Below are 25,027 nucleotides of genomic sequence, written 5' to 3' on the forward strand. Positions count from 1 at the left end.
ATGGATAAAAGAAAAATTTGTGTTGTGGTCACGGCAAGGCCTTCTTATTCTAGAATCAAAACTGCTTTACGGGCCATCCAAAATCATCCTCAACTTGAACTACAGCTAGTGATAGCAGCATCAGCTCTTTTGGATAGATACGGTTCAGCTGTTGATTATATTAAACAAGATGGTTTTTCGATCGCTGCAAAAGTATTTAATGTATTGGAAGGAGAAAACCTTACCGCAGCCGCCAAAACAACTGGAATAGGAATTTTAGAGCTTTCTACGGTTTTCGATAATCTCAATCCAGACATTGTTGTCACAGTCGCCGACCGATTTGAAACGATGGCTACTGCTATTTCAGCCAGCTACATGAATATTCCTTTGGCACATGTCCAGGGCGGAGAAGTCACGGGAAATATAGACGAGAAAGTTCGTCATGCGATTACCAAACTTGCTGATTATCATTTCGTGGCTTCGGAAAGTGCCCTAGAACGAGTGATTAAATTAGGAGAGAAGCCCGATGTCGTTTTTAATACTGGTTGTCCAAGTATTGATCTTGCCGCTGAAATAGAGGGAATTTCTGGACTTGATTTTGATCCTTTTCAAAAATATGGTGGGGTAGGTTCAAAACCCGACCTAGCAAATGGCTATTGGGTAGTCATGCAGCATCCTGTCACCACAGAGATCGGTTCTTCAAGAATTCAAATTGAAGCTACTTTGAAGGCTGCTTATGAAAGGGATGAGCCAATACTTTGGTTCTGGCCGAATGTTGATGCTGGTGCTGATGGAACTAGTACCGGAATTCGAGCATTTAGAGAAAATCATAATCTTAAAAAATTTCATTTTTTTAAAAATATGCAGCCGACGGATTTCTTAAAGCTTTTGTCTAATTCTAAGGGATTAATAGGGAATAGCAGCGTAGGGATAAGAGAATGTGCCTATTTGGGAGTACCTGTTGTTAATATTGGGAGTAGGCAAAATTCCCGGGATCGTGGCAAAAATGTGATTGATGTGGATTATGATCCCGCAGCTATATCTGCAGCCATGAAGGAGCATTCTAAAAATAGTAGAACTCCTCGGTCCTTTGTTTACGGTGGAGGAGATGCTGGGATCAAAATGGCCAATCTATTGGCAGAATTACCTTTGAAATTTTCAAAGACAATAACCTACTAAAGCCAGATATACTTGAATGTCTTAGGTATTATACCTGCTCGAGGAGGATCAAAAGGAATTCCAAGAAAGAATATTAAAATTCTGAACGGGAAGCCTCTGATGTCTTATACTGTCCAATCTGCTCTAGAGAGTCAGCTGCTTTCAAGAGTTATATTAAGTACCGATGATCCCGAAATTATGGCCGTCGGTAGCGATTTGGGAATAGAAGTGCCTTTTGAAAGGCCGAGCGAATTGGCCGCAGACAATTCTCCAACTTTGGCAGTATTACTTCATGCGATAGAATATTTTGCTTCTAGAGAAGTGTTTTTCGATGCTGTTTGCATTTTGCAACTGACTAGTCCCTTTCGAAGAAAAGGAATCATCGATGAAGCCATTCAATTGATGATGGATCAGGATTCAGACTCTGTTATTTCGGTTTTACCCGTTCCTCATGAATTCAATCCTCATTGGGTGTTTGAACCAAACAATCAAGGCTATCTTAAAATAGCCACAGGGGAAGAAAAGATTATTCCTAGAAGACAAGAATTGCCGGCTAGCTATTATAGAGATGGCGGTCTTTATCTGACAAAGACACAGGTTTTGACGAGTCAGAGAAGTCTTTATGGTTCCAAGGTGGGATATGTTTTAGGCGATGAATCTACTCATGTAAATCTGGATACCATGGCTGATTGGGCACAGGCAGAGGATATGGCATCAAAACTTTTTCCGTCAACCTAAATGTGTGGAATAGCAGGAATACTGGGGAGAGCTGGTAGTCTAAATAGGCTTGAAGCGATGCTAAAAGCGCAAAGCCATCGAGGCCCGGATAATCAAGGTGAATTTCTTGAAAATGGTAAGATTGCATTAGGTCATAATAGACTGTCTATCATTGACTTATCCGAAGCAGGTAATCAGCCATTTTTTAGTCCTGATCATAGATTTTGCATCATTTTCAATGGTGAAATCTATAATTATCTAGAGCTTCGAGCTGATCTTGCCAAAAGTCATCATTTTCGGACTGGCTCCGATACTGAGGTCTTGCTCCAGGCTTATATTCAGTGGGGGGTAGGTTGCTTGGATAAGCTCAATGGTATGTTTGCATTTGCCATTTGGGACAAAGTGGAGGAAAAGCTGTTTGCTGCTAGAGATCGGTTTGGAGTTAAACCTTTTTATTACAGTGACTTTGAGGATTCGTTCTTTTTCGCATCTGAAATTCCAGCTTTATTCGCAGGTGGGATTGAAAAAACACCTAAGCAAAGTGTTTGGGCCTCATTCTTTAGCAAGGGAGTATATGGCATGCCGGATGAAACCTTTTGGGACGGCGTTTATCAATTGCCGGCAGGATCCTATCTAGAAATTTCTAAAGCAGGGAAGAAGATATCTCAATGGTACTTTTTTGTTGAGGCGGTCAAGAATTTGGGCGAAGTTTCTCATAAAGATGAAGAGGATTATATTCTTCAGTTAATGAGAGATTCTATCAAATTGCGTTTTCGAGCAGATGTTCCGGTAGGATTCAACTTGAGTGGTGGCTTGGATTCGAGCACATTATTAGCATTAGTTTCTGCCGAAAATCCCGGGTCAGAGAGTATCAAGGCTTTCACGTTTTACACTGAGGATGAACGATATGATGAGCTTCCTTGGGTGAAAGAGATGATTTCCAAAACCAATTTCCCATTAAATACTTGTCTCCTCACAGCTTCAGAAGTCCCTGAGTTGACGAGGCGGTTTTCAGCCCTGCAGATGGAACCATTTGGCGGTATACCCACGCTAGCTTATGGAAAAGTTTTTGAAAGAGCCAGAGAAAAGGGTGTATTGGTTTTACTTGATGGACAAGGGGCTGACGAGTCTTGGGCTGGCTATGATTATTATTTTCAGACGGGAAACTCTATAGTTCAGGGTGTCAAGTCTTCTCCTGTAAAAGCTGATAGTTTAAGGAAAGATTTTTTAGGTAAGGCAGAGTACAAATCATTTCCAGAACCTTTTTCTGAACGGCTACTTAATCTTCAGTATAGAGATTTGTTTTATACCAAAATTCCACGTGCCCTACGCTTCAATGATCGAATGAGTATGGCTTACAGCACAGAACTTAGAGAGCCATTTTTAGATTATAGGCTGGTGGAATACGCATTTTCAAGACCTGAGAATTTCAAGCGAAAAAATGGTGTCCAAAAATATGCGCTTCGTCAAATTGCCAATAAATTCTTAGGAGATTCAATCACTTTAGCCCCGAAAAGACCTTTACAAACACCACAACGAGAATGGCTTGGCGGAGAATTAAAAGATTGGTCCGGGGATAGAATTCAGTGGCTGGCTGAGCACTCGAGTTGGTTCGATAAGAAGGTAATGTTGGATTACTGGGATCGTTATTTAAAGGGTGAAAATGACAATAGCTTTTACATCTGGCAATGGATAAATTCAGCAGAGATCTTATATGAGTAAAATTTGCTTTTTGATTCCTGATGGAGTAGGAATCCGAAATTACCTTTATTCTGATATTATCCGTCAGCTCTATGAATCAGGACATGAGGTTGTGATCTGGCATGCCCTAGCCTCGCAGGTAGTTGAGCTTTCAGCTAAGGTGAGCGGGTATCTACCACAGCAAAAAACTTTTAAGGGCTTTAAGGAGGATTTGACTGTTCAGATTCTTCGCGAGAGTAGTACTTATGCCAGGCTTGTACACAACGCTGGAATCACAGATAATCCTACGATCATGCTGAACTGGCATGAGAGAAAAGGGCCATTAAAACGGAAAGCCCTTATTAGATTATCAGAGTTTCTGGGCAAGCGGATTAAAGGATATGAGGGTATTTTGAATACTGAAAAAATATATTTTTCACGTCTTTCTAAAACTCCAGCTTATAAGCAGTATTTATCAGATCTGAAGGATATGAATCCTGACGTGATCCTGTGTACTCATCAACGATTTCCGGGGGCAGCTTTTGCCATGGAAGCCGCAAAAGCATTAAAAATACCTACGGTAGCTTCGATTTTTTCTTGGGATAATTTACCCAAAGCGAGACTTCCCTTGAGAACTGATTTTTATTCAGTCTGGTCTGAACACATGAAATCTGAGCTACAATTTTACTATCCCGAAATCGAAGGAAATCAGATTAGTATTACTGGTACACCCCAGTTTGACTTTTATAAAAACATGCGCTCAATTCAAACGCGTGAAGATTTTGCTAGGGAACACGGTCTTGATTCCAAAAAAAAATGGGTTTGTTTTTCAGGCTGTGATATCAAAACTTCTCCCTTCGACGCAGCTTACCTTCGAGATGTTGCCAATGCTTTGGACGAGGAAGATGATGTTCAGTTACTTTTCCGTCAGGTACCCGTGGAGTCTGCAGACCGCTATGCCGATGTTTTAAAAGATTTCCCTAAGATCGTCCACCTCCCACCTAAATGGAACAAAGGGAAGCATTGGAATGAGTTTTATCCTTTGCCTGAGGATATTCATCATTTGGTAAACCTGAGCTACCATTGCGCGACTGTGGTTAACATAGGGTCCACCATGGCTTTGGATTTCAGTTGGTTTGATAGTCCTGGTTTATATCTGAATTACGATCATACTGCTGATCAAGAATGGACTGTAAGGGATATTTACAACTTCCAGCATTTCAAATCTATGGGTACATGGGATGCCATTGTTTGGGCAAATGGGACTGAGGAGATCAAGGAAAAAGTAAGAGCTATTTTAGATCATCCGGATCAAATGGCAAAGGATCGCAAAAAATGGATGAATAGAATAATAGGAGCAGAATCCCAAAATCAATCCGCGGCTAGTAATCTGGCGAAACTCCTCGTGGACGTGGCAAATAAAGAATCTATTCAAGTCTAATGCATATTTGTTTTTTATCTCAAGAATTCCCTAAACCAGGTGCCATTTATGGCGGAATAGGAACTTTCTTAAGCACATTTACCAAGGAGCTTCTTCGTCAAGGTCACCATGTGACAGTCCTAGGAATTGGTTTTGTGGACATCCGTATGGAGGAAATTATTGAAGGAGTAAGGGTAATCACCATTCCCCATCGTAAATCTAAAGTGCTGGCATGGCGTAAAAATTATCAGGACGTTTTCACTGAGCTAGTATCAATCCATACCCAAACTCCAATCGATATCATAGAAGGGTCCGAATTAAATTTCGCTTTTCTAAAAAGGCATTCAGATTTTACGTATGTAATTCGGCTTCATGGAGGACATCATTTTTTTGCAGAAGGAGAAAATAGGAAAGTCAACCGCTGGAAAAGCTTTCAAGAGAAAAGGTCTTTCCAAAAAGCAGTCGCTTTTATCGCAGTCTCAGACTATGTGAAAGTCCATACTGGAAAGCTTTTGTCTTTTGGGGGTAAGCGGGTTGAGGTCATCAATTATCCTGTTCCGCTGACTAAGTTTTATGAGGCCGATCCCGATAAGGTTGTTAAGGGGAAACTAGTGTTTGCTGGGACAGTCTGCGAGAAAAAGGGGATTAGGCAACTTATTCTTGCCCTTCCGGAAATCATAGAGAAATTTCCTGAAGTACATCTTGAGGTGTACGGCAGAGATTCCCGTGACTCTCAAGGACTCTCATTTACAGAAATGCTCAAAGAAAGCACTCCCGCGGAAATTTTGGAGAAAATTAATTTTCATGGACCCGTATCACATGATGATCTTCCAAAGTACTATGAGCAAGCCGAAATATGTGTTTTTCCCTCACATATGGAAACCCAAGGCTTAGTGGCTCCAGAGGCTATGTCCATGGGAAAGCCCGTGATCTTTTCGGACAAGGGCCCCGGCCCAGAGACCATAGACCATGGGGTGACTGGTTGGCTTTGTGATCCGTTGGATCCGCGAAGCATTGCCCAAACGGTGATTCAAGCTTTGCAAGGGAGGGAAAAGCTCGGAGAAATTGGAGCTGCAGCTAGAAAAAAAGTACATAGTAAATTTGATCCGGAGTTGATAACCAAAAAGAATGTAGCCTTCTATTCTGAAATCCTCCGCTCCAAATGAAATTTTTGATTGTTGGTCATGTGGTTCACAAGTTGATCAATGGTAAAATTTACGCCTATGGACCTTATGTCCGGGAGATGAATTTATGGATCAAATACGTGGATGAAGTGATAATTTTGGCTCCCTTCACAAGTCTCCATCCAAAGGACCCCATTGATATTCCTTTTGACCACGAAAATATCACCCTAGCTCCAGTCAAAGAGTTCAATACCACCTCCATTTCGTCAAAAATCCAAACCGTGATCAATTTGCCAGGTATTCTTTTGAAAACATGGAATGCCATGAAGAGGGCAGATCATATCCACCTAAGGTGCCCAGGAAATATGGGATTGGTAGGGAGTTTGGTCCAGGGGTTTTTCCCAAAGAAAGTGAAAACAGCCAAGTATGCGGGGAATTGGGATAAATCGAGCAGTCAACCATATACTTATAAACTTCAGCAAAAGATTTTAGGCAATACCAATTGGACTAAAAATATGGCTGTTTTAGTTTATGGAGAATGGCCAAATGAATCCAAAAATATTCGGCCTTTCTTTACTGCTTCCTATAGTGAAAAGGAAATAAAAGTAATTGAACCGAGAGCGCTTTCCAGAAAAACACCTATCAAATTTATGTTTGTAGGAACTCTTGATACAGGAAAACAACCCCTTTTGTCTATTCAGGTTTGCCAACGATTGCTGAATTCAGGGTGGAATGTCAGGCTTGATCTGTACGGAGAAGGAGAGCTTCGATCTGACCTCCAAGAATACATTATAAAAAATAAGCTAGCCGATTCGATTCAATTGCATGGCAATCAGCCCGCTGAGAAAGTCAAAATTGCCTATCAAGAAGCTCATTTTCTGATTTTTATTTCTCGAAGTGAAGGCTGGCCAAAGGCTGTGGCAGAAGCCATGTTTTGGGGATGCTTACCTGTGACCACAGCTGTTTCATGTGTGCCCCAGATGCTTGGATTCGGCGAACGCGGTGAGCTAGTAGAGCCGAACGTAGATGAGGTGGTTCAAAGGATCGAAAACTTAGCCACGAACGAATCTCTTTATAAGAAAAAGGTGATAGCAGGAATTAATTGGTCCCAGCAATATACCTTGGAGTCCTTTGAGGAGGAAATCAAAAATCTCTTAGAAAACCAACCTCTTGAGGCTTGAGGATACTTCAACTCATTGATACCTTAAATCCTGGAGGAGCTGAGAGAATGGCTGTAAATCTAGCTAATTCATTTGATGAACTAGGGATTACTAATATTCTGGTTGTGAGTAGATTAGATGGTTTGCTTTCTGATCTTGTGAGGCGACAAGAAACCCTTGTGTTCCTTGGTAAAAAGAATACTTTTGATCTTTCAGCTTTTCAGAAACTCAAAAAAATAGTTACTGATTTCAAACCTGATATTATCCATGCGCATGGTACCTCTATTTATTGGGGAGTGGGACTGAAGCTCCTGAAGCCTAAGTTGAAATTAATCTGGCATGACCATCTAGGTGTTTCAGAGGATGTTGTCAAAAACAACCCGAGGAAGGAATTGGATTGGATGAAATCAAGGATTGATTTTGTGGTTACTGCTGATGAAAGTACGAGCAATTATTGGCTTCACAGAAAGTTAAAGAGTTTAAATCAGATTAAATACCTAAGCAACTTTCCTCATTTAACTCTGGGGAAAAAGCAAGTTTCGGAAAAGTATAGATTTTTACATTTGGCAAATTATCGTCAGGAGAAAGGGCATTTTCATATACTTGATGCTGTGAAAAGGTTGAAATCCAGTAATCTTTCCTTCCATGTAAGGATGGTTGGTGCGGCTATCGAGCCTGATTGGAAAAGGCAAGTAGAAGAGGCTGTGGCAAATGAAGAATTAAATGAGTGGATCACCGTAGATGGGCCGACTGCAGACACGAGTAGGGTTATTGCTGAGGCAGATGCAGGATTGGTCGCCTCAGATCGTGAGGGTCTTCCTGTGGCCCTTTTGGAGTACGGACTGGCAGGTTTGCCAGTGATTTCGACTAAAGTGGGGCAATGTTCCAAAGTTTTGGAAGATGGAGAATATGGGATTTTGATTGACAAGGGAGATTCCGAAGCTCTGTCGAAAGCTATGTTAAATTTGATCCAAAACCCCGAAAAGGGCAAGGCAAAAGGAGATAGCTTTAAAATTCACGTAGCAGACCATTACGGTTTCAAGGAGTTTTATAAAGGGTATCAGGAGATTTTAATGAACCTAGGCATAGAGCAAACATCAAATGATTAAGTATCTCATACTCAATAAGAGGCCATTTTTCTGGGTGATATTCCATTTACTTCTAGGTATTTCGGCTACGGTTTCTCCTTTCATAGTGATTGGATGGTTTTATTTTGTGACTTTTTCATCTTTAGCGCAAGTAGTTAAAAAACGTGAGACTCCCTTCGTTTTGGTTTCTTTGCTTTTTTACCTGACCTCATTTGAGCTTTTGTCTAGGATGGCGAGAACCTCACCATTCATTCCTTACGAGCTTGGGAAATATCTATTGGCAGCAGGTATGATTTGGGCGATTTTCCAATTCAAAACAATTGGTAAAAGTGGGATGATCATGTTGATCTGCTTGGTGCCGAGCTTATTCATTGATGCTTCAGGACTTGTACAACGTTCTGATATAATATTCAATGTTTTAGGTGCTGTAAATGTGGCCTTGGTATGTTGGTTTTTTTACAAACAGAAATTCTCCACCGAAGAGCTGGGTAATGTGCTAAGGATGATGGTTTATCCTATTCTAGGCGTATTGAGCTACACTTTTATCAAAACCCCAGATTTTAGCGAAGTTGAATTCGTTTTGGGTGCAAACCTAGATTTGAGTGGAGGGTTCGGTTCGAACCAAGTGTCAACGCTTTTTGGATTAGGAACCTTACTCGTTTTCATTTTATTGGTCAATAAATGGGAGTTTTCGGGAAATTTTTATGTCGATGTTGCTATTCTTTTTGCCCTTTCATTTCAAGGACTTTTGACTTTCTCAAGAGGAGGTATGATCGGAACAGCTTTAGGGGTTTTGACCATACTTTATTTTCTACGGCAGGCCTCATCTCGAGAGAAAAGAAAATACAACCTACCCAAAATTGGAAAATTTGTCATTCCGACCATTTTGATTGGTATCCTTGCTTTCGTCGTGGTAGACCAGATCACCAATGGTCTCTTGTCTCTTCGGTATCAGGGAGAGACTATGGGGACCATTCAAGGTAGCAAGGTCAAAACTTTGAATACTATCTCTACCGGAAGATTCGATATCTTTTTGGGAGATGTGTCTCTGTGGTTTGAACATTTCTTCCTTGGTGTCGGTGCCGGTGCTTCGAGATTCTTGAGAGAAACCATGAATGGAACGATCGCTCATGTCGAGTTGAGTAGGTTACTAGCAGAGCATGGGGTTTTAGGTTTCGTATATTTTGTAATCCTATGTTATTTAGGTATAAAGCTCTTTAAATCACATCCCAACCCTTTGATCAGAGGAGTACTAATGGCGCTATATATCGTAGCCGTTTATACTACATTCCATGCCGCTATGCGTACTTATGTTACTCCGGCACTTCTAGGACTTAGTCTCTTGAGCATTAAAACTAGTCCAGGTGCTTTGAAAAAGGCCAGGTTTAGGAAACGGAAAATGAGCTTCAGATCGCCAGCTGTAATGAAATTAAAGCCTATTGAGCCAGTCCTGTCAGAAGATGGGACGTCCAATTCATCCCTAAAAGAGAAATAGCAAGCATCTGTGTTTGATAGTGGGCGTTTGGACTCGAGTAAATAGTTAATCCCTTGAATTTCACTCAAAGAAATATTGAGTTCCTTTTGACGCTGGGAGACCTAGCTTTAAGTACTTCATTTATTGATAAGCTTCGTTATTGGCGAAAAAAGCTCAAAGGGAAAAAGGAGGATCTTGAAAACCTTCAAGCCTTGAAGCTCAAGGAGATGCTACGTTTTGCGAGTCAAAATTCGGAGCACTATGCCAAATTAGATATTAAAGAGACTGAAGATCCATATACTTGGCTTCGGAAATTCCCAATCCTTCCAAAGCAAAAATTGAAGGATGATTTAGATTCATTTCTCACTCGAAAAGATTTAGACAAGCTGGTAGGAATTACATCCTCAGGCAGCACTGGAGCTCCTTCCAAAGTTTATTTTTCTAAATCAGAGTTATCCAACAATCGCGCACTTCAAATAATCTGGTGGGAGTGGGCAGGGTATCAATTCGGAAAATCTTTGTTGCAAACAGGCGTAAACACCAAGCGAAGCTTTGATAAAAAGGTTAAGGATAAACTGCTCAACACAAGATATATCGATGCGGTTACACATGACGAGAAACAGATTTTAGAAGAATTGGAAATACTCCGTAAGGAGCCTAGAGCTTACTTTGTCGGCTATGCATCAAGTATTTTCTTATTTGCCAAAATTGCCAAGAAGTATGGAATCCGAGATGTTAAATTCGATGGGGTTATTTCCATTGGCGAAAAACTCTTACCCAATTTTCGGCAAGAAATAGAGGAGGCTTTTTCTTGCTCTGTTTTTGATACGTATGGAGCTTCGGAAGGCTTTCTGATCGCTTCACAATGTACTTATGGGAAATACCATTTGATGAGTCCCCATTTGGTTTTAGAAATCCTAGATGAAAATGATCAGGAAGTGAAACCGGGTGAGACTGGCAGAGTGATCTTGACGGGTTTGGATAATTTCACTACACCTCTTATTCGATATGAAGTTGGAGATCTAGCGATCAAAGGAAATCAAGAGCCTTGCAAATGTGGTCTTGAATTGCCGGTTATTGAAGAAGTCATCGGACGTATCACGGAATTTATCCTGACCGAAAAAGGGAAATTCATTACAGTTCAAACGGTGGTAAGGCTGATGAAAAATTTCTCTCAAGTCGATCAGTTTAAATTTATTCAACTGGGCGAAAATCGATTAGAGGTAGAAATGGTTTCATCGGAGACCTTGGATGATACTTTTTTTATTGCTGTACAAAATGAGATCGAGCGGGTGGTGGGTGAAAAATTCGAGATAGAATTCAAACAACTGGATCAAATCTCTAAAGCAAAATCAGGAAAATTCCAATTGATCGAAAACAGATTCAATCAGTCTAATGCAAAGTCTGTTTAATAAAATCAAACCAGTACATGTAGACCAGTTCGTTTACTTTCACGAAAAAGTAGATGCCGATTTATTGGAAACAGACACCTATTTGCCATTTCCGGTCTCTGAAAAGTCTAAGGATGTGTTTAGCTTTTTCGACGGAAGTGAACTGGCCCATAAAAGCAAAGTATTTCACCACAGTAGACTGCTCAAGAGTTTCGGCTTTAAATCTCCGATGGTTTGCATTGGGGATTGTGTGACATTTCCTGAATATAGAGGGAAAGGGCTTTATCCGGCAATGCTGACCTATCTTAAAAATCGTTTTTCTCCTTTCTCGCAGATTTTTATTTTAGTTTCTCCCCAAAACAAACCTTCAATAATTGGAATAGAAAAAGCTGGTTTTAAACGAATTGCCAGAATCAAATGCCTAAAAATAGGGCCCATTTACCTGGATAAAAGAAAGGAGGAACTTGATACGCTTTGATCAAGTCAATGTTAGGCTTGGTTCCCGAAAGCTCGATTCTGCCTCCTTTTTGGAAATATTCTCAGGTCAAGCTGAGAACAAATTTTCCCTTCAACTGAGTGTATTCAAGAGTCAGAGAATTAGTGAGTTGAGTGTTGATTTTTTTTTGGAAAAAGCTCCCTCATTCTTTAGGAGTGCTGATTATGAATGGGCTGAAATATCTTCCAACTCCGTGATCCTTTCGAATAATTCATCGAGGATTTTGAGGTTTGATGACGGACAAAAAATGATGGCGTTGTCCAACTTTGGGGCTTGGGAAGTCTTTCCCAAAAAGCAAAAACTTAGGTGGCATTTAATCCATCCAGACCTTACACCTTCATTTACTTATGATGAAGCCGATAAAAGAATTTGGCATAAAGAATTCTCACTGCCGGAAGGGACTCAATATGAATTGAGTTTTTTTTGTACATACGCTAAGGTTCCAGAGTGGGCGAGAACACCCTTGGGTTTTTTGCCAACCGTATGCTTCACAGATCACTGTGATTTTGATACTCCTGAATTACTGCTTCGCCAAAGAGAAATTCTCAAAGAGTGTGGTATAAGGATAACCAAAGGAATCTTTTTGTACGATTACAGTCATCATCCCTTTACTGCTTCCTTAGAACATCCTGGGATTTTAGAGGAATTCAAAAAGTGGGAAAATGATGGGCATGAACTCGCATATCATGCTTTCAGTAAATCAGAGGGGCCTGATAGTGTTTCACATTTTCAAAACTACCAGTCCCCGGACGAACTCCAGACTATTGAAACTTACATTGATCATGGATTCCTAAGCTACAATGCCACTCGCCAAAAGCCGGAGGATCTTTTCCAATGGGCAGCCCATCAAAGTGAGAAAGGAATTAGATTAAACTGGAATTATGTGGATGCATTTGAGGCCACAGCAAACTGTAACAATCAACTTGCTCCCATCGACAGTTCGATAGCTGCTTTGTGGAAAAGTAAATACTTACACCAAGAGCTTGGACTACCAGAAGACACAAGTCGTTTGTTCAAGGCTTGGTTGAGCTATGGTACCAATGAAGATTTGGACTTTGCTGTAAAAAGGCTGCAGGTCAGTCTAAGCAAAGCCAAGAATAGAGAACAGAATGCCATTGTGGATTTGCTCAAAAATGGCTTGTCTTCCCTCGGTAATTCACTGGATTCCAAAATTTGGAAAAGAAATCTTTTCAATCGGACTAGTCCCAATCATTTCAGCTCTTTTTCAACTGTTTTTTATAAAAACCCACTTTTTGAGGATAATGATATTTGGTCCTTTCAGACAGCCTCGGTGAAAAATTATGAAGCAGTCTTTAGCCAATATGGCTTGGACAAAATGCAAAGGGAAAAAGGCGTATTGATAGCCCATACCTATTTGGCCTACACGGGACAAAACCACCAAGGAAGATTGTTTTTGGACGAATCGGGTGAAATCAATCAAAAGGCTAAATCTGCTCTGAGGGAATTAGGAAATCTGATCCGTCAAGGCAAAGTATGGAACCCCACTGTGAAAGAAATGCATCACTTTTATAGGAAGTTATCTTCCATTCAGTACCAAATTGAAGGGGATAATTTACAAGTTGACAACTGCCCTGGGCCTGTTAGATTCGTTGATTAGATTTTGAAAATACTCTACTTCTATCAGTATTATGCTACGCCAAAAGGATCTTGGGGTACTCGAGTACATGAATTCGCTCAGGAATGGGTCAAACAGGGCCATCAAGTTCAAGTGGTGACATCTATCTACTCCAAGTCGGATTTGAAGGCCAAAAAATTTATCGAGCATCAAAAAATCGAAGGCGTGGATGTGACTGTGATCAATGTACGAATAGATAACAAGCAGCCTACTCTTAAGCGGATTTACACTTTTTTGGCTTATGCGGTTTGTTCGATTTGGTTTGCCTTGACAGCAAAGGCGGACGTAGTGATCTCATCATCCGGCCCCATCACTGTTGGCATACCTGGATTGGTTGCACATTATCTTCGAGGCAAGAAAATGGTCTTTGAGGCGAGGGATCTGTGGCCAGAAGGAGCGATCGAGCTTGGATTAATCAAGAACAAAACGATCCAAAAAATCGCCTATGCCTTGGAAAGCAGATGTTATAAAGCATCTAGTTTGGTGGTGGGACTAAGCATTGGCATGCGGGAAAACATCCAAAAAAGATTCCCTAACACCAATGTCATTGACGTGACCAATGCCGCCAATATCCCTTTGTTTGCTACGCCAAAAGCATTTAAATCTAAGGATGGTCTAATGCCAAAAAAGTATGCCATTTACACGGGAAATATCGGGATGGTCAATAATTCCCTATGGCTACTGGAAGCGGCTAAAATCCTCAAGAAAAGGGACAGAGAAGACCTTGTGATTTTGATGATTGGAGAGGGGCAACAGCGGGAAATTATTCAAGAGAACATTGGGAAACATAAGCTTCGGAATCTTCTGATTTGGAATTTGATGCCAAAGGAAGATTTGGTGAGCTACGTCCAGCATGCTATGGTATCCCTGGTTCCTTTGCGTGGAACACCCGTTTTGGATACCTCTTCTCCAAATAAATTTTTTGAATCTCTGGCTGCTGGGGTACCTGTGGTACAAAATACGCAAGGTTGGATGAAAGACTTTTTGAAGGAGAATGAAATTGGATTCACACTCAATCCAAATGATCCTGAAGAGTTGGCTCAGACATTAATTCAATTAGACTCCCAAAGCGAGCAACTTGATGCGATGGGTGAACGAGCCAAAATCATAGCGGCTAAAAAGTTTGACAAGGATTATTTGGCAAATAAAATGCTGAAGGCCATAGAAGAAGCCGTAAGATGAAAATTCTGCTTACAGGTGCTTCAGGATTTCTAGGCTCTATTCTCTTGGAAGAACTCCGGAAAAATCATGAAGTGATCTCCTTGGGTAGAGGCGATTCGAATCAGATTATTGCAGATTTAGCCAAGGAAAAGCCAGAAATACCCGAAGTGGATATTCTGATTCACTCGGCAGGCAAGGCCCACAGTGTTCCTAAGACTGAAGCGGAAAAAAAAGAGTTTTTTGCGGTTAATTTTGAAGGAACCAAGAACCTGATTGAAGGCATTAAAAACCCACCAAAACAATTTGTTTTCATCAGTACCGTCGCTGTCTATGGTTTGGAAAAAGGTGAGTTAATCACCGAAAATCATGACCTAGACGCCGTTTCTCCTTATGGCAAAAGTAAAATTATGGCTGAGCAACTCGTTGAGTCTTGGGCCAAAAGGGAAGGGATAAATTATTTGATTCTAAGACTCCCACTGGTGGTAGGAGCTAATCCTCCAGGGAATCTCGGAGCCATGATCAAGGCAATTCGCAAAGGATACTATTTCAGATTAGGTAGTGCAGAATCCAAGAAGTCAATGGTGCTGGCAGAAGATCTTGCGCAGCAGCTGCTCAAATGGCAAGGCCACTCTGGAATTTATAACCTTACCGATGGACATGACCCAAAAATGAAAGAGCTTGAAGCCTATTTGTCTTCTCAATTTGGGAAAAGTGTTAAAACCTTTCCAGAAGGTCCATTAAACTTTTTTGCAAAAGTAGGGGATAGAATTTCGGCCTTTCCACTGAATAGTTACAGACTGGAAAAATTGAAACATTCATTGACATTTTCTTCTGAAAAGGCCAAACACGAATTGGGTTGGGAGCCTCGATCTGTCATTGGTAATTTTAGAATTTCGAAATGAAAATACTTTTTTTAGGTGAAACCTACAGAGCGGATGCTCAAACTTGGATTCAAGGAATTCAGACCGTATCGGGTGTTAAAATCGATACCAAAGAATTACCAAGAACGGGCTCAAGAATGGCCAGGATGATTGAGGCGATTAAGTTTTTCTCCAATCTGATTTTTTCTAGAGAACAATACGATATTTCACTTGCAGAGCGATCTACGAGCTATGGGTTTTTTAGTCTTTTTGTAAATGCCAAAGTGCGGGTTGTAGCACAGCAAGGCATTTCAGATGTGTATCCAGAGCATGGTTTTGCCGGCTGGTACAAAAAGAAGTTGCAAACAGCCATATACAGACGGGCTGAACTCATTCATGCTTGGGGCTGGGTAATGACGCCTGCAATGCTTGAATGTGGAGCTGATCCAGCCAGGATTTTGGTGAAGCCCAAGGGATTAAACTTAGATAGATTTCGATTTGAAGCTCCAGCGCAAAAGCAGTCGAATTCTGCCATTGTCACCCGAAGTCTTTACCCAATTTATAGACATTCTGAAATCATCGATGCTGCGAAAATCCTGAAATCAAAAGGGATTCACATGGAGTGCAAACTTATTGGAGATGGAGAACTTTTTGATTCTTTGGTTCAAAAATCCAAAGATCAAGGAGTGGAGGACATGATCCAATTTGAGGGAAGAATTGATAATCACGATCTTCCTAATTTTCTACGACAGGCCCAAGTCTATATTTCAGTTCCCGAGACCGATGGAGTTTCAGCCTCCCTTTTTGAGGCAATGGCATGTGGCTGTTTTCCGATTGTCACGGATCTTTCTGCAAATCGAGCTTTTATAAAGGATGGATTTAATGGTTTTTTAATCCCTGTGGGAAATGTGGAAGCCTTGGCAGAAGGAATAGAAAAATTTCTTAATTCTCCAGAAAAGTACGAAGAAGGTATTCGCTTTAATCGAGCCTATATAGAAAAGAATTGCGATTTGAAGAAGAATATGGAGTTCTTCTTTGATCAATACCAAAAAGCCCTATACTCAAAATAAAATGTGCGGAATTGCAGGATTTTGGAATAAAAGAAACCAACCAGCGAGCAAAGCTGAGTTGAAACAAATGTGTGATGCCATAGTACATAGGGGGCCAGATGCCTATGGCTACTATGTGGAGGAGTCTCTGGCACTTGGGCATAGAAGATTGTCCATTCTGGACCTCAGTGAGCACGCCAATCAGCCTTATCAATCGGATTGCGGTAAATTCATCCTAGTCTTTAATGGCGAAATTTTCAATTTCAAGGACTTTTATCCCGAGCTGAAAAACAAGGGCTACACCTTCAAAACGACATCAGATACTGAGGTTTTACTTTATCTCTTGATGGAGTATGGGATTTCGGTTTTATCTCGATTGAATGGATTTTTTGCTTTTGCATTCTTTGAAAAAGAAAAGGGGCAAATGTATCTAGTAAGGGATAGATATGGGGTGAAACCACTTTTCTATGTAGATGATGAGACGGCTTTTTCTTTTGCCTCAGAACCCAAGGCTTTATTTGCCAAGGGTATTACTAAAGCTGTAGAAGAGGATAATCTTGCCGAACTTTTCTTTTATCGACATGTGAGTGGTAGAAATACCATTTTTGACGGAGTGAAAAGGCTTTTACCCGGATATTATCAAATATGGAAAGGAGGGGAGCTGAAGGAAGAAAAGAGATGGTATCATCTTGGAGAGGAAGCGCTAAGTCATCAAGAGATATCAAAACCATTTGACTGGTATGAAGAAACTTTCCTTGACTCTGTAAGACTTCGAATGATTTCTGATGTTCCCGTAGGAACCATGCTAAGTGGTGGCTTGGACAGTACCGGGGTGCTTTATGCACAGCATGAACTGGGGCACACAGAGATCAGTACTTGGAATTTGAAATTTCCTGGATTCAGTAAGGATGAATCGCATTTGGCGCAGCGAATTTCTAAGGATTATGGAGTAGAATATAACGGCTATGAATTCATCGGCTCAAACTTGGTCGATCTACTTGACGAATCTATCCGAATAAATGACGAGCCCTTGATGCATTTTACAGATGGTTTGCTTCTCGGGCTTTCCAAAAAAGCAAAAGAAAAGGTGACGGTCTTGCAAACTGGTGAAGGAGCGGATGAAATAATGGGAGGCTATGTTCGCTACAAGGTGTTTGGGAATAAAACGGTTTATCAAGGACTTCAGGTTTTACGGTATTTGCCTGATTCATTATTGAAAAATGAGCGTCTAAGGAAATTGAAACGCTACATGACGGTGGGAAGTATCGATTTCCAACTCCTCACCAATGCGAATGAAATTTTCTTAGATGGATTCAAAAAGCAAGGCTTAGACTATCTAAATCTACTGCCTGAATATAGAGTGGAAATGCTGGAAGAAGCCAAATCCATATACCCAAAAAACCGCTTGAGGCAATTACTCTATTTGGAACAGCATACCCATTTATCCTCTTTAAATGACAAAAATGATCGGACGACCATGGGTGCATCCATTGAGTGTAGAGAACCGTTCCTTGATTATCGTTTGGTTACGGGCATTGCATCTTTGCCGGACAAATATTTTTCTACAAAGGGAAAAGGGAAATATTTGGCTATGAATACCATTGGAAAAAAACTTCCTGATTATATTCAGAATCATGAAAAAATTGGTCTGGCTATACCATGGAATCAGTACATGCTCGAAGTGCCTGAACTGCGAGAGCATCTGGAGACGATGCACCGTAGCGAATTGTTTCAGATGAGTTGGCTGAAATACATTGATGTCCCTTCCATAGTCAATGAATTTAAAGCTGACCCAGTAAAAAATTATACTTTTATTCGACAGTTGTTTTTCAATTCATACTGGTACCAAAAAACGTTTGCCTCTTAATGTTTTTATCTAACGTCATCATCTTTCTAATTTTGCTCCTGATTGGACTAGTATACCATCGGCTGGCAAAAAGGTACAATATTGTCGATAAACCCAATCACCGGAGCTCTCATACTCATGTGACTGTACGTGGAGGTGGTATCCTGTTTCCTGCTGCGGCCCTATTTTGGTGGTTTTCAAATGATTTTCAGCACACTTGGATGATCATTGGAATGATTTGGGTAGCTGCAGTGTCCATGTTAGACGATATCTATGGCTTGTCTGGCAAACTTCGAATGGGTATACAATTCGTGGCAGTCACCTTTGCTTTCATGGATTTAGGTCTTTTTGAGCAGGTTGATTGGTGGGCATTGCCTATTCTCTACTTTATTGCCTTGGGCATTTTGAATGCCATCAACTTCATGGACGGAATCAATGGAATTACCGGCCTATATGCGGCCGTGTTTTTTGGGACCATCATGGCTGTAAATGTCTATTTGCCAATTTTTGATATAAGGCTTCTTGAGTATGAACTTATAGCGATCCTCGTCTTTTTGATATTTAATCTTCGTAAAAGGGCCATTATGTTTGCTGGCGATATAGGAAGTATTTCGCTTGCATTTATCATGATCTATTACATGGCACAGTGGTACCTTGTGTCTCGGGAATGGACCCTTGTACTTCTCTTGATGGTTTATGGAATTGATTCATTTTTGACTTTGGCAAAAAGATTGAAAAACAAGGAAGATATTGGAGAGCCACATCGCACCCATTTGTATCAAATTTTGGCCAATCAGGCTAAAGTCCCACATGTTACCATTGGTCTGGCCTATGCCCTATTACAACTAGGAATCAACCTTCTCTTTTTTATTCTTCCACAAAGCACACCTAGTCCATATCTGGCTTCAGGTATCTTAGTGGGAGCAGGTGTCCTTTACTTTTTTGGAAAAAACTTTGTACAGAAAAAGTACGCACACTCCTCATGACGATAGACCTACTCAATATTCCCAATTTCTATTCAAGTTACTACCTGCAATCACTTGAGTTGAGTGGAAACCTGAAGTATCGCCCGGAGAATGTTTTTGAAAAATTCAACAATAGGGGCTTTGTGATTTTTAGAGCTAATGGGAAGCTTTTGGTCGTAGACAACCATGATCCAGTAGGGGTGAATGAAGAGCTTTATGAGGCCTGTGACTTTTACTTTGCTACTAATAAATTATTGGATCACCCTAGCTACAATCAAGAAAAGGTCAGACCCCTCTTTCCCCATTACCCGATCAATATCATCCCATTGTATTTAAAAACGTTTGGACTGGATTTGATTCGCCGGCTGAAACCAAAGGATTTGGCACGAGAACTTTACGTGTTGAATTCTCGACCGAAGTATGAATCCATGAGCCCATCAAATTATTCTCATGATCCTTATATTTTCTTTTCAGGGAGCACTTGGAAGAAGGAAGGCTGGGCCAATGAGATTCGAGCAGAATTTATTCGGGCCTGTAAGCGGAATGCAGATTTAGTTTTTGAAGGAGGCTTTATTCCTCGATCAGATGGAAACAACTTTGGCTATGATGCGGAGTTGAACACAAAAAAATACGGGCCAAAGGAGTTTTCAAGGCTTAGCGCCAAGTCTTTGGTTTCCTTGAATAATCCTGCTGTGCTTGGTGCCGTGAGTTGGAGATTGGCTGAATACTGGAATAGTTCCTCTTTTGTATTATCCTTTCCTTTCAAAATTGATCTCCCAAAAGGTCTGGAGCATGGCGAGAATATCTATTTTATCAATAGCTCCGAAAAATACGATCAGGTTTTGTCAGAAGTGTTAAGTAACCAAGGGCTTCATGAAAAGATCGCCCGAGGAGGGAAATCCTATTTTGAGCAATTTTGCACCCCAACTGCACAAGGTCAATATCTATTGTCATTCGTTTAAAAATATGACCTTGGAATAAACAAAAAAGGCCTAGAGAAACTCTAGGCCTTTTATAATTTGGCCTAAACCAAAATTTTAACTTAACACAGGTTAAAATTGACTACGAAAAACCATAAAAAAAATACCCAATTGTGGGTATTTTTGGCATATTTTAAAAAGTTAGTAGGGCTTTTTTAGCCCTTTTTGGCTTTAAAGAGTTAGTTTTTTAGATCGAAATGAATAACCTAAGGGTACCGGAATCCCGCTTAAACGGAATTAAGGATTATTCACATAAGGGAATTTCAAATTGGCTCGCCTTTTGACAAATATGCCTTGGTTTTTTATTTACTTTGTAGGGTTATTACAACACCAAAAAGGATAAGACTCCATTAAAATTTTAAACAAACCCAATTCTAAAAATGAAAAAAAATCTAATTGCTTTTTCGGCTAACAGGGCTTTGATATTGGCCGTACTAATCACATTCGCCATGGGCGCATGTAAAGGCAAGAAAAAAGTAGCCGAGACTGCACCTCCTCCTCCACCAGTAGAACAGGTCAAAGAAACTCCTCCTCCAGCACCACCAGCACCGGCTCCAGAAGAAGTAGCTGCCCAAAAGCTAGAAGGCTCTTTTAACCAAATCGCCGCTGCGGGTAATGCATCCATTGCGAATCAGTCTATTGAGGAAACTTTGAGAATGTTTTCAAACCAAGAATCTCCAGTACTCATCGTGATTCACGAAGAAAATGGAATCAAAGACTACGATGAGCCAACGACGATTCGAAAGTATCTGGAGTACCTAAAGGATACTAAGAAGAATTTGAACTACATCAGTGATATCCGTCTGGATGCCAATGGAAAAGTATCTGAACTTGAGCTCAGAAGAAAATAATCTCTCATTCGTAAAATATATCAAAATGAAAAATAAATTAATTCTTTTCCTAGGTGTGTTTTTCCTAGCTATGGCTGGTGCCTATGCTCAATCAGAGACGATTAGCCCTGCAAGAAAACAAGCAATTGATTCCTTGGCCTTAGAGAAAGTAAAGGACCTAAGTAAATACATCTCCATCATCGGAAGCAAAGAAACTCAGTTTTCTGAGGCAAACCGAGTAATGGACCGTGCTGAAGAACTATTCGCTCCTGGAGCTGAAATGGGAGTTTCATCAATCAATTCTAATGATATCGCTTACTACAAAGTGAGAGGGTATTTCGAAAGATTGATGGCCTTGAATTACGATCGGGTAAATATCACGTGGTATGATATCCAGTATATTTCAGATCTAGAGCGTCAGCCTGACGGAAGATATGTAGGTGTGATCACCATTTATCAGAGATTTGAAGGTACCTCTATAGAGACGGGTATGAACTACAAGGATACCACCAAGAAGGATATCACTATCTATGTGGAAAAGAAGCAAACACAGATCGCAGGACGTACCATTGATTTTTGGGACGTGATGCTAGGTGATGTGCGAGTGACTGAAACCTCAGCATGAGAATAACACTTGCGGTACTTGCATTCTTTTTTGCATGCATCTCAATGGTTCCGGGACAGACTTACAAAGGTCCCGGGACCGTTCAGGATGATGGGAGGTTCGCAGCTTCCACCAAACAACTGAACCAATTTTTCCGAAGATTTAATGCCGAAGAATCTCCTGACGGTAGCAAAAGATACTATCCCGGGGATTCTCTTTATCACAACATTCCACTGCGTCAGGGGTTTATTCAAATTCTCTTTGATAACCAAACCTCATCCATAAGCCAACAAACCAAAACAGAATTCATCAATTATGTTTTGTCTAGTGTATATCCTCAATACATCAATTTCCACAGAGAAGGTTGGCTAGCCGAGGTCAAAACCGAATTTATTTATAAGGGAAGGAGGGAAGTTGCCACGCTGATTCTGAAACTTCAACCAGAGCGGCTTGGCTTTGAGTGGGTGATTGAAGCGGTGAGTTTCGATCCTTTCAAAAAAATATTTAATAAACCTCAAGGTGAACAGAAGCAGTTTTTGCATCCGCTAAGCCATGAGTTGGGCTTTATGAACTTGAGAAGGGCTTTTCAAGATTCAGATTATCCTGAAGCCTATACTGAGACTAGTTTTGAGCCAGACTATCTTACCTTATTTCTCTATGAGATGAAATTGGGCAACTTGCGCTTTGATACCGTCTCAGATGTGAAATTCCATTTTTTCCAGATTGAGGGCTGGTATTTCGAGGTCAATCAGTTTAATCGTCCTGGATTTAATACGGGATGGCTTATCTCTAACCTAGTCAAAGTCAATCCTAGTGATAAAAAGACCGTTTTAGATTACATCTATGATCAAAAGTAAAGGCTTTCTATTTATTGCCCTATATTTCTTTGGGATGCTTTCTTTGACCGCTCAGACGATCAAAGGGTACACCAAGGATGAAATTTCTGATTTTACTGAAAAAGTAGAAGATCAGGTTCGATTTCTTGAATACCTCTTAAATACAGTAGGATCAGCTGAAACGCCCGCTCGGGACAAGGATGTCGTGATTCGGGAGAGTTTCCTTAAAATTTTTAGAGATGGTCAAGTCCAAGTGGAAGACGATTTGATTCTCGATCGACAAGTCGTGACCAATAAGGACGTGACGGCATACATGAAGGATATTGAATTCTTCTTTGAAGATGTAAACTTCAAATTTAAAGTTCGGGAAGTAAAGCCGGCACAAAAGGAGAATGGGGATGTGTTTTTCTTGGTATCCATGGACCGAACCCTTACAGCCACTCAAAACTCGGGCGAAAAGGTCACCAATACCAAAGAACGCTTTGTGGAGATCAATCTGGAGGAGAAATCTCAGGAGCTTAAAATAGTCAGTATTTATACTACCAAGCTGAGCAGGAACGAAGAGCTCCAAGAATGGTGGGAGCTTCTCGATGAGCATTGGCAAGGATATTTTAGGGGAAGGTTTGGTGTGAGTGAATATGATTCAGTCAATCTGGATTTGATTTATCGCTTTGTCAGTGTGGATTCTTTGGATATCTCGGGAACTGACTCCTTATTGGATTTGGCTCCGATCCAAGCTATGCGTGAGTTGAAATATGTGGATCTTAGCGATACACAGATCACCGAGCTCGGCCCCATCTCTAATGTCACCTTCCTAGAGACTTTGGATCTGTCAAATACCCCTGCACAGGATATTAAGTTCATCAAGTACTCAGATAGAATCAAAAGTTTAAATATCTCTAACACTCAAGTTTCAGATATCAGCGAGTTGACCAGTCTCACCAAACTAGAGGAACTTAACGCGAGCAAAGCACCGATTATGAGCTTCGCGGTCTTGAATCAATTCAAAAACCTCAAGTCCTTGAACCTGAGTGAAAGTGGCTTTAACAATGCCGAAAACATCAATGAGCTTAGCTTATTGGAAGCTCTGGACTTGAGTAGAAATTATTTTATCAATGCTTCTGAGCTTCAAAAACTTACCAATTTAAAATCCTTGGATTTAGCCGAGACCAATGTACAGGATGTGACTGTGCTGAAGGATATGAATCAGCTTGAAGTACTCGATTTGACGGCTACTGATGTAGCCGACTTATCATCCCTGAACAATAAGCCAAATCTTGCAAAGATTTTGGCTGATGAAACCAAACTGAGTGTGCCGTCTGCCGATAACTTCATTCGCGCCAATCCTGGGGTATTACTCATTCATCATGTCAAAGATTTGAATACCTGGTGGGAAAGGTTATCAGAGCCTTGGAAGCAAGCATTGAAGGACGCCAATCCTGCCATTCAATCAGACTCCCCATCAATCGAGATTTTAACTCAAACCACTGGGATAGAAGAGCTTGATCTGAGTGGTAAGGGTATTAGCACCTTAAATCCAATTACACGCTTCGTGAAGCTTAGGACTCTGGATTTTTCGGATAATGAAATTTCAGAATTACTGCCTATTTCCGAGGTCATGACCTTGGAAATGCTAGTGGGTAAAAATACTCAGGTAGAAACTATTGAGGCTATAGCCAAAAATGAAAATCTAACCGAGATTTCGCTAGGTGGCAGCCCGGTTAAAAGTATTCTTCCCATCCTGGATCTGCCCAATCTAAAAGTGATTGAGCTCAATGATGGGGCATTTTTCGAAGAGGAAGTTCCTGAGATATTGATTCAGAGGCCCAATCTTGTGATTATTTACCGCAGTGAAGAACTGAGTACCTGGTGGGAGTCACTTGCTGGGGATTGGAAAAGTGTGCTTCGCAAAACATTCGAGCTGGATGAATCGCCCGATGCATTTGCACTTCATCAAATGACTGGGGTGTCCTCCTTAAGGATAGAAAGATCTAGTATCTCTGACCTGAGCCCAATTCAGAAGTTTATCAATCTTAGGTCCTTTGAAATGTTTGATGCTCCGCTGGCAGAAATTTCTCCTCTGAGCGAGATGAAGTATTTGAAGAGCCTGACTTTATCTCAAATGCCGGTGATTGATTTTATGCCTATTAGCTCATTTTTCACTTTGGAGAGACTTGATATCTCCAATACAGGAATAGAAGACTTAGAGGCTTTGGCCAATCTCACTCAACTTACATATTTGAATCTTTCGGGTACAAACCTGAAAAACCTAAAGGGACTTGAAGGACTAGTTTCACTTCGGGAACTTGATGTGGCCAGTACCAACCTACGATCACTTAGGCCACTTGAAGATCTCAAGAATCTCGAAAAATTGAGCTGTTTCAATACGCGGCTAACATCCAGAGCGGTGGATTCATTTAAAGCAAAAATACCTGACTGTGAAGTCAGGTATTATTGAAGATGAAAAAGGGAAGAAAAAGTGTTGAAAAAAGTCCCTTTAAGATGTTTTAGTAAAAGTCATGAGAAAAATTGCTTAATCACCCTGACATAAAAGTAGATACTACAAACAGTAA

Annotated in this window: 21 protein-coding genes; all 21 read left to right on the top strand. The window is 40.7% G+C overall.

What is annotated here, in order from left to right; translation table 11 throughout:
* The 21 genes from neuC to ACFOSV_RS11940 all read left to right on the top strand — a co-directional run bounded on the left by neuC (position 1) and on the right by ACFOSV_RS11940 (position 24,912).
* On the top strand, positions 1–1,158 hold the full coding sequence (gene neuC, locus ACFOSV_RS11840; protein ID WP_377906226.1) for a UDP-N-acetylglucosamine 2-epimerase: 1,158 nt from the start codon (positions 1–3) through the stop codon (positions 1,156–1,158).
* Positions 1,159–1,170: 12 nt separating this feature from the next.
* The gene (locus ACFOSV_RS11845; protein ID WP_377906227.1) at positions 1,171–1,875 is read left to right on the top strand and encodes an acylneuraminate cytidylyltransferase family protein; all 705 of its coding nucleotides are present in this window, start codon (positions 1,171–1,173) and stop codon (positions 1,873–1,875) included.
* Positions 1,876–3,576 carry an asparagine synthase (glutamine-hydrolyzing) gene (gene asnB / locus ACFOSV_RS11850; RefSeq protein WP_377906228.1) on the top strand — a complete coding sequence of 567 codons (1,701 nt, stop codon included), beginning with the start codon at positions 1,876–1,878 and terminating at the stop codon, positions 3,574–3,576. It begins immediately after the preceding gene.
* The gene (locus ACFOSV_RS11855; protein WP_377906229.1) at positions 3,569–4,975 is read left to right on the top strand and encodes a hypothetical protein; all 1,407 of its coding nucleotides are present in this window, start codon (positions 3,569–3,571) and stop codon (positions 4,973–4,975) included. The genes asnB (ACFOSV_RS11850) and ACFOSV_RS11855 overlap by 8 nt, the downstream gene beginning before the upstream one ends.
* Positions 4,975–6,120, top strand: a complete 1,146-nt coding sequence (locus ACFOSV_RS11860; protein ID WP_377906230.1) for a glycosyltransferase family 4 protein — start codon at positions 4,975–4,977, stop codon at positions 6,118–6,120. Before ACFOSV_RS11855 ends, ACFOSV_RS11860 begins: the two co-directional genes overlap by 1 nt.
* A complete protein-coding gene (locus ACFOSV_RS11865) occupies positions 6,117–7,259 on the top strand; it encodes a glycosyltransferase family 4 protein (protein ID WP_377906231.1) in 1,143 nt (380 codons plus the stop codon). Before ACFOSV_RS11860 ends, ACFOSV_RS11865 begins: the two co-directional genes overlap by 4 nt.
* The gene (locus ACFOSV_RS11870; protein WP_377906232.1) at positions 7,256–8,347 is read left to right on the top strand and encodes a glycosyltransferase family 4 protein; all 1,092 of its coding nucleotides are present in this window, start codon (positions 7,256–7,258) and stop codon (positions 8,345–8,347) included. Before ACFOSV_RS11865 ends, ACFOSV_RS11870 begins: the two co-directional genes overlap by 4 nt.
* Positions 8,340–9,821 (top strand): O-antigen ligase family protein, encoded by a 1,482-nt coding sequence (locus tag ACFOSV_RS11875; RefSeq protein WP_377906233.1) that lies wholly within the window; start codon positions 8,340–8,342, stop codon positions 9,819–9,821. The genes ACFOSV_RS11870 and ACFOSV_RS11875 overlap by 8 nt, the downstream gene beginning before the upstream one ends.
* A 53-nt stretch (positions 9,822–9,874) precedes the next feature.
* Positions 9,875–11,212: a phenylacetate--CoA ligase family protein gene (locus ACFOSV_RS11880; RefSeq protein ID WP_377906234.1), complete on the top strand. Its 1,338-nt coding sequence runs from the start codon at positions 9,875–9,877 to the stop codon at positions 11,210–11,212.
* Positions 11,196–11,669, top strand: coding sequence for a hypothetical protein (locus ACFOSV_RS11885; protein ID WP_377906235.1), 474 nt, complete (start codon positions 11,196–11,198; stop codon positions 11,667–11,669). The genes ACFOSV_RS11880 and ACFOSV_RS11885 overlap by 17 nt, the downstream gene beginning before the upstream one ends.
* 265 nt (positions 11,670–11,934) lie before the next feature.
* Positions 11,935–13,305 (top strand): hypothetical protein, encoded by a 1,371-nt coding sequence (locus ACFOSV_RS11890; protein WP_377906236.1) that lies wholly within the window; start codon positions 11,935–11,937, stop codon positions 13,303–13,305.
* 3 nt (positions 13,306–13,308) lie between these two features.
* Positions 13,309–14,505: a glycosyltransferase family 4 protein gene (locus ACFOSV_RS11895; protein WP_377906237.1), complete on the top strand. Its 1,197-nt coding sequence runs from the start codon at positions 13,309–13,311 to the stop codon at positions 14,503–14,505.
* Positions 14,502–15,386 carry an NAD-dependent epimerase/dehydratase family protein gene (locus ACFOSV_RS11900; RefSeq protein ID WP_377906238.1) on the top strand — a complete coding sequence of 295 codons (885 nt, stop codon included), beginning with the start codon at positions 14,502–14,504 and terminating at the stop codon, positions 15,384–15,386. The genes ACFOSV_RS11895 and ACFOSV_RS11900 overlap by 4 nt, the downstream gene beginning before the upstream one ends.
* Positions 15,383–16,414, top strand: coding sequence for a glycosyltransferase (locus ACFOSV_RS11905; protein WP_377906239.1), 1,032 nt, complete (start codon positions 15,383–15,385; stop codon positions 16,412–16,414). Before ACFOSV_RS11900 ends, ACFOSV_RS11905 begins: the two co-directional genes overlap by 4 nt.
* A 1-nt stretch (position 16,415) precedes the next feature.
* Positions 16,416–18,260: an asparagine synthase (glutamine-hydrolyzing) gene (asnB, locus tag ACFOSV_RS11910; RefSeq protein WP_377906240.1), complete on the top strand. Its 1,845-nt coding sequence runs from the start codon at positions 16,416–16,418 to the stop codon at positions 18,258–18,260.
* On the top strand, positions 18,260–19,225 hold the full coding sequence (locus ACFOSV_RS11915) for an MraY family glycosyltransferase (RefSeq protein WP_377906241.1): 966 nt from the start codon (positions 18,260–18,262) through the stop codon (positions 19,223–19,225). Before asnB (ACFOSV_RS11910) ends, ACFOSV_RS11915 begins: the two co-directional genes overlap by 1 nt.
* Complete coding sequence (locus ACFOSV_RS11920) at positions 19,222–20,166, top strand: hypothetical protein (protein ID WP_377906242.1); 945 nt, start codon at positions 19,222–19,224, stop codon at positions 20,164–20,166. Before ACFOSV_RS11915 ends, ACFOSV_RS11920 begins: the two co-directional genes overlap by 4 nt.
* A 398-nt stretch (positions 20,167–20,564) precedes the next feature.
* Positions 20,565–21,035, top strand: a complete 471-nt coding sequence (locus tag ACFOSV_RS11925) for a nucleoid-structuring protein H-NS (RefSeq protein WP_377906243.1) — start codon at positions 20,565–20,567, stop codon at positions 21,033–21,035.
* Positions 21,036–21,060: 25 nt separating this feature from the next.
* Entirely contained in the window at positions 21,061–21,639 is a 579-nt protein-coding gene (locus tag ACFOSV_RS11930; RefSeq protein ID WP_377906244.1) for a hypothetical protein, read from the top strand.
* On the top strand, positions 21,636–22,475 hold the full coding sequence (locus ACFOSV_RS11935; RefSeq protein WP_377906245.1) for a hypothetical protein: 840 nt from the start codon (positions 21,636–21,638) through the stop codon (positions 22,473–22,475). The genes ACFOSV_RS11930 and ACFOSV_RS11935 overlap by 4 nt, the downstream gene beginning before the upstream one ends.
* Positions 22,462–24,912, top strand: coding sequence for a leucine-rich repeat domain-containing protein (locus ACFOSV_RS11940; RefSeq protein ID WP_377906246.1), 2,451 nt, complete (start codon positions 22,462–22,464; stop codon positions 24,910–24,912). Before ACFOSV_RS11935 ends, ACFOSV_RS11940 begins: the two co-directional genes overlap by 14 nt.
* Positions 24,913–25,027: the final 115 nt, after the last annotated feature.

It is taken from the genome of Algoriphagus namhaensis, assembly GCF_042649705.1.
GTDB lineage: Bacteria > Bacteroidota > Bacteroidia > Cytophagales > Cyclobacteriaceae > Algoriphagus > Algoriphagus namhaensis.